This window comes from Bacillus sp. AK25 (assembly GCF_048270685.1).
In the GTDB taxonomy this organism is placed as follows: Bacteria; Bacillota; Bacilli; order Bacillales; family Bacillaceae; genus Bacillus; species Bacillus altitudinis.
Window position 1 is genome coordinate 2,205,202 of the sequence record NZ_JBLUWC010000001.1, and the last position, 6,679, is coordinate 2,211,880.

General features: G+C 40.3%; 6 protein-coding genes. 1 reads left to right on the forward strand and 5 read right to left on the reverse strand.

The features are described from left to right. Positions 1-143: 143 nt before the first annotated feature. The 4 genes from ACNO7B_RS11460 to ACNO7B_RS11475 form a co-directional block, all read right to left on the reverse strand. A complete protein-coding gene (locus ACNO7B_RS11460) occupies positions 144-2,279 on the reverse strand; it encodes a peptidoglycan D,D-transpeptidase FtsI family protein (RefSeq protein WP_039964027.1) in 2,136 nt (711 codons plus the stop codon). A 122-nt stretch (positions 2,280-2,401) separates the two neighbouring features. Further along, complete coding sequence (locus ACNO7B_RS11465; RefSeq protein ID WP_113747185.1) at positions 2,402-3,688, reverse strand: MFS transporter; 1,287 nt, start codon at positions 3,686-3,688, stop codon at positions 2,402-2,404. Between the two features lie 123 nt (positions 3,689-3,811). Further along, positions 3,812-4,420: a superoxide dismutase SodA gene (gene sodA / locus ACNO7B_RS11470; RefSeq protein ID WP_417901522.1), complete on the reverse strand. Its 609-nt coding sequence runs from the start codon at positions 4,418-4,420 to the stop codon at positions 3,812-3,814. A 183-nt stretch (positions 4,421-4,603) separates the two neighbouring features. Next, the gene (locus ACNO7B_RS11475) at positions 4,604-5,089 is read right to left on the reverse strand and encodes a DUF456 domain-containing protein (RefSeq protein WP_052320483.1); all 486 of its coding nucleotides are present in this window, start codon (positions 5,087-5,089) and stop codon (positions 4,604-4,606) included. A 143-nt stretch (positions 5,090-5,232) separates the two neighbouring features. On the opposite strand from ACNO7B_RS11475, the gene ACNO7B_RS11480 reads away from it, so the two are divergent. Next, positions 5,233-5,985 (forward strand): DUF1189 domain-containing protein, encoded by a 753-nt coding sequence (locus tag ACNO7B_RS11480; RefSeq protein ID WP_035390831.1) that lies wholly within the window; start codon positions 5,233-5,235, stop codon positions 5,983-5,985. A gap of 39 nt (positions 5,986-6,024) precedes the next feature. Here ACNO7B_RS11480 and ACNO7B_RS11485 read toward each other — a convergent pair whose 3' ends face one another. Continuing rightward, positions 6,025-6,570 (reverse strand): GNAT family N-acetyltransferase, encoded by a 546-nt coding sequence (locus ACNO7B_RS11485; RefSeq protein ID WP_017367613.1) that lies wholly within the window; start codon positions 6,568-6,570, stop codon positions 6,025-6,027. Positions 6,571-6,679: the final 109 nt, after the last annotated feature.

A 6,679-nucleotide genomic window follows, 5' to 3' on the forward strand; every position in this document is an offset into this window, starting at 1 on the left:
TGGAATGTTAAGGTTTTGTAAATGTCGAAGATTTGTAGAGAAATTGCGGGGTTTTTTATGATTTTTGTCAATTTATATCGAAAAGTTTGAAGAAAATATAAAAAAACGCCCACAAAAAGTGAGCGTTTTTACCTAGAATAGGTCTAGTTATTTGTTTCTGCTTCATTTTCAATTTTGTTTTTGTTCTTCGCTTGTGTATCATTGCTTTCCTGTTTTGATTTCAGTTCAAAGTACTTGTCTAATACTTGTTCACCAATATCATTTGTAATCGGATAGCGCTGGTTGTAATCTTGATACACCCATGGCACGACAACTGAAATCGCTACTTCTGGATTATCAGCAGGCGCATACGCAACAAGTGTTGTGTTATACGTCGGTGTGCCACGTTTGCTTTTAATCGGGCCGTCATAGAATGATTGAGCGGTCCCTGTTTTGCCAGCTGGATTGTATTTTTTGTTGCCAAAGTTCGAATATGCTGTCCCTCTTGGGTTCTGCATCACAAGCTTGAATCCTTGCTGTACGCGTTTGATCTCATCACTTGTCATATCGAGCTTATTCAGTACATCCGGCTTGACGGACTCTGTTACAGCCCCAATGCCTCTTTGCGGATCTGGCTCTCTCACTTCTTTTACGAGCTGAGGACGTAAACGATAGCCGCCATTGGCAATCGTTGAAACGTATTGCGCCATTTGCAACGGTGTAAACGTGTCATATTGTCCAATCGCATAGTCAAGTAAAAGACCAGATTGTGTAGATGTTCCACGATAGCCAGTTGCTTCGTTTGGCAGGTCAATACCTGTCTCCACTCCAAGACCAAATTTACTAAAATTGTAACGGAACGTATCAAACGCCTTTGTATCAATTGGGAGCGGCTGATTCTTACGATATTCCCCTTTCCCAATTGCAATCGCTGTTTTAAACATATACACGTTTGATGAACGTTCTAGTGCGGTTAAATCATTAATGAGACCCATATTTTGATAGGATTTTTTCGGCGGTGACTGAGCGATATAGAGCGGTTCATCGTATTGGGTGCTTCCAATATGAAGGACGCCTGTTTTATAACCTGTCAGCACAGTTGCCCCTTTTACTGCTGATCCCATCGCATATGATGATGTCATCGTTCCTAGTGCATAGTCATCAAATTTGTATGACCCATTCTTATTGGTAATCTGTTTACCCGCAATCGAGAGTACTTCCCCATTTCTCGGGTCCATCATGACAACAAACGCACGATCAAGAAGTTCTGTTCCGCCTCTTTGCTTCGCACTTTTCAAGTTCTTTTCGATGATTTTTTCCACCGCTTTTTGCAGCTGAATATCAATCGTCAGCACAAGGTCTTTCCCGCTCTTTCCTTCTGTTAACACTTTAGAGCTTGTGACATTGCCTTCTTTATCTGTTGTACTTTGTTCTTTTTCTTTTTGACCTTGCAGCACATCTTCATATTGATATTCAAGATAACTTTTTCCTACACGATCATTTCGGCTGTAGCCGAGTGATAGATAATGTTCAAGCAGTGACGACGGAAGACCTTCATCACTTGAAGACACACTGCCGAGCATACTGCGGAGCAGTCCTTTATAAGGATAGCTGCGTGACCAGTCTGTTGTGACATCTACACCTGGCAGCTCGTCCAAATGCTCAGAGACGTAAGCAATTTCACTTGGTTTTACATCTTCATTTTTAATGAATTGAGGCGTAAGTGCATAGCCTGCATCCATTTGTCTTTTAATCGCAAGCACTTGCAAATCTTTTTTCGTCAGTTGATTTAATTCTTTGTCTGTGATGCGTTTCAGCTGGAGCTCGTATAGTTTATCATCAGAGACCTTATCGTCACCCTTTAAATCGGCTTCTTTTTGAACAAGCTTTTTCGCTTCATTCGGATGGGTTAAGATCCAGAAATCTTTTTTATCACGATCTGTGATTTTCTTCGTACTTACGTGAATCATATCCGCTAATTTTGTTGCCACTTTGAGCCGCTCTTCTTGTGAAGTCGTCGAGGTTCTCGTATATGTAATGGCATTTAGCGCTTTATTGCTGACAATCGTGTTATAGTTTCGATCATAAATTTTTCCGCGCGGAGCAGATGAGCTGACATTCACGTCTTCTTGTTTTTCTGCCTGCTTTTTATAATCTTCTCCATTCACAATCTGCACAAAACCGAGTCTGACCACAACACCGGTAAAAATAATGAACGCAGCTAAAAATAATAAATTCAGCCGGATCGGAAGTGTTTTGCGCCCTTCCTTCGCGTCTTTTTTGTTTTTCTTGTTTCTCATCACATCACCTTTTCTATCAAGAAAGAAATGGCACCCCTTTTTATGTATAAAAGGTGCCATCATCATTTTAGCGGTTTTTCTATCATTTATCTAGAAATTTGATGTTCCATTGGTAATAAATTTTACCTTTCTCCCTTCATAAGGTTCGTTTGAGAAACAGGCTTTTGACCGTCAGCCTCTTCTATATCAGCTGTTTTCTCTTTTAAATGAATGTCCTTTACAAAATAATAAATAAGGGTGTGCCCCGCTCCCAGTACGACAAGTGAAGCAGGAATCCCAAGCCGATCGCCCAGTAAGGTGACAGATAAAAGAAAAAAGACAATCGAACAAATACGCCCTGCATTTAAAAATAGTTCTCTGACGACAATATATTCAATTCGGGCTTTTCTTGCATATCTGGCATGACCGATGACATCGTAAGTTAAAGAGACATACGGAACAAGCAGAAGCGGGTAGCCGATCGCAATGGCTACTGCGTACATAAGCAGTGATACATAGGACAAGTGAAAGACGATTAAAAATAAAGCGCCGTATAAAATAAGCCCGCCAAACATAATCGCTTTTTTGCGCCATTTTTTCTTAATCAAACGGGTAGCAAAAAAATAGGCAAAAAAGGCAACACCTGAATTGACTAGACCAAATGTGCCTAAAGCAAGCTCACTGTTTGTTGCAATAAACACAAAGACACTGATTAAAAAGACAAACACGCCTTCACGGAGCCCCTGAAAAAAGTGAGCAGTTGTGATCTTACGCCAATTCTCGTCCGCATGGCGCTCTTTCCAAATTTGCTTAATGATAAATTTTCCTTTTGATTGTCTCCTCTTGAGGAAAAAACTCATCACAACCGCTAGTGAAAACAAAAAAAGCGATAAAGTGAAAATCACTGTATAGCCTGTATCATCCGTTAATTGAGAAATGACAATTCCTGCAATGAGCGGCCCAATCATACCAGCTGTAGAGGTAAGCACTCCTAAAAATCCATTAAAGAAATCCCTTGTCTCAGGTTCAGTAATCTCAAAAGTGAGCACGTTAAAGGCAAGCCAGTAAAAACCATAGCCCATTCCAAGCACACTGCCCAATAACACGAGCCGAGCTGCCGCTTGCTCTCCTGCCATGAGAACAATTAAGTAAAAAGCGGCTAAGAAGATGACACCGAAACGAAGGACAAATGCACGATCTATTTTTTTAGCGAGCCGTCCAGCAAATAAAAAGGTAATGGGCTGAAGGACAACAATTGCCAAGTTATAAATCGCAAGGTCTGTAAATCGCCCAGACTGTTTCCATAAATACACGTTCACAAACGTATTCGAAAGCGCAATCGCAAGTGCGTATAATCCGCCAATCGTGAGGAGGAGCAATAAATCTCTTGTGACATCCATGTCCCCGAACATTTTCTTTAATCTGCTCATATCATTCATTCTCCTTTTCTAAACAATAGTCTGTCTCATCAAAAGGCAGATATGTAAAAAAAGGAGGGAAAATATAAAAAGACCCGCTCTCAGAGAGAAGCAGGTCTTTTCAAATCAAATCATTTATTTAGCTTCGCTGTAAAGGCGAGCCACTTCATCCCAGTTCACAACATTCCAGAATGCTGAAATGTAATCAGGACGACGGTTTTGGTAGTTTAGGTAGTAAGCATGCTCCCAAACGTCTAGTCCTAGGATTGGTGTTTTTCCTTCAGTTAAAGGAGAATCTTGGTTTGGTGTGCTTGTGATTTCAAGTTTGCCATTATTCACAACAAGCCATGCCCAACCAGAACCAAAGCGTCCTGCAGCTGCTGCAGCGAAATCAGATTTGAATTTTTCAAATCCGCCTAATTCTTTTTCGATCGCATTTGCAAGTTCACCAGTTGGTGCGCCGCCACCGTTTGGTGAAAGAAGCGTCCAGAATAATGAGTGGTTCGCATGTCCTCCGCCATTGTTACGTACAGCTGTACGAATGTTTTCAGGCACAGAGTTCAAGTTAGCCACTAGCTCTTCAATTGATTGATCTTCAAGAGCTGATACACCTTCGATTGCTTTGTTTAAGTTTGTTACATAAGTGTTATGGTGTTTTGTGTGGTGAATCGTCATTGTTTCCTTGTCGATATGTGGTTCTAATGCATCGTAAGCATATGGTAATTCTGGAAGTTTAAAAGCCATGGTTAAATTCCTCCTTAGAAATGTATGTACTGAAATGCTTCCTTAGTAAGCAAGCAATTCACCCTAATCAAAGAGTATCAAAAGAAACGGCTTGTTTCAACGTTATTGCTCATGATCTGAAACATTTCAGTGTTTATTTTGTATTTAACCCTTCAGAAAGAGTGTTAAACACCGATTTTCCATTTAGCGAAGCACATAAAACAAAAAGATTCCCAGCATCAGTGCTTGAATCAACCCTTTTGCAAATACGCCTGACACAAAACCAATTAATGAGCCAAGCCCAACTTTCACACTTGTCTTCAGATCTTTTTGATGAACGAGCAGCTCTGCGATGACACTGCCGATAAATGGACCAATGATAATTCCAGCAATCGGAATCACAAAAGGACCGGCTAAAAGCCCAATGGTACTTCCCCAAATGGCCGCCTGGCTGCCGCCAAAGCGTTTCACCCCAATCAGATTGGAGACATAATCCGCGGCAAATAACACAGCTGTAAACATGGCTTGAATGAGCCAAAAGGTAAGCGTCAATTTCTCAAAGCTAAAAAAGAGCCCATATAAAATAAATCCAAGAACCATGAAAACCACACTAGGAATGATTGGATAGACAAGTCCCACAAACGCAATGATAAATGCACAGCCGATCAAAATCCAATACAGCACGTCCAATCCGCAGCCGCCTCCTTTTTATATGCTGTATACATTATGCCTCATTCCTTCTATCTTAACCAGCAATGAAGGCCGTACTTGTACTGGATGGATAGACATTGATACAATGTGAGAAATAGAAAAGAATGTAGGAAGTGAATCGGTTGAACGTATTTAGTTTATTGTTAAAAGGAATTTATTCACCAAAAGATATTGCCAGAGCACGTTTTACTGGGATTGGAAAGGCCATTTTATTCATCTTTATCCTTTCGATCATCGCAGCTGTCCCCCAGGGCTATCATATGAGCAAAGAGATTTCAAATGCGATGTCAGGATTTCAACATGTAATTAAAAAAGATTTACCCGACTTTTCCATTGAAAAAGGAACGCTTCAAGCGGATCAAAGCACGCCGATCGAAAAAGAAGAAAACGGCATCACGATTATCTTTGATCCCGCTGAAAAAATAAAATCAAGTGAGCTTGAATCAAAACAAACAGCCATTGCGTTATTGAAAGAAAAAGCAGTGATTGCCATTGACGGACAAATGACAGATATTCCATACCAGCTGCTTGGCGGAACACTCACAAAAGATGAACTTGCCAGCGTCACAAACCAGAATCAAGCGATCATTATCCCTGTCATTTGTGTCCTGCTGTACCTATCTACTGCTGCTCTCATGTTCATCAGCGCAACATTCCTAGCCATGCTTGGTACATTTATTAAACGAATGCAGCAAAAAGAGCTGTCCTTTCAAATGCTTTGGAAGCTCTCTGCCTATTCACTCACATTAACAACCGTCTTTTTCGCCATCATGAGTGCATTAAACACGCCGGTTGCGAACTCATTTTTATTAAATTGGGTGATTAACTTTATTTTCTTATATCTTGTCGTTAAAGAAATACCTGCAAAAAAATAAGCTCCCTCTTTTTGGGGAGCTTTTTTATTTGTCTTGACACTATGACTCATCTGGATGGATGATCGCAAACATATAGTGATCCTCCCACTTATCATTGATCTTTACTTTTTTACGATGAAGTCCCTCATTTTCAAACCCTGTCTTCTCAAGCACACGAATAGAACCAATGTTAGATGGTTTTACGCCAGCCTCAATACGGTGAAGGTACAGTTCATAAAAGGCATAATCGATAATCAAACGAATCGCCTCTGTCATATATCCCTTCCCGCCTTGCCTTTCATCAAGCACATATCCAAGCAAAGCCCCTTGAATAGGTCCTCTTTCAACAGAATGGAGTGAGATCGTTCCAATTAATGCATCTGTTTCATTTAAGAAAATACCGTGCATATAGGCTTCATCTTTTGCACGCCTTTGCATACTGCGGTTAATCCGTTCCTTTTGACGAGGTACAGTAAAAAAATCATCCTGAACCAAAGGTGTAAATTGCTGAAAATAAGTGCGGTTTTCTCGTTCAAGTGTTAATAGAGCTTCTGCATCACTTTCTGTTAGTGTTCTTACATATATATTTTGACTGATTTTCTTCATATACTTTCCCCCTTTTTTTATTTTATCATAATAAAGAAAGCGCTTCGGCTTATCAAAGATTTTTCCGATTACAAGTCATACTAGAACTCACTAGAACCACCCTTCCTAG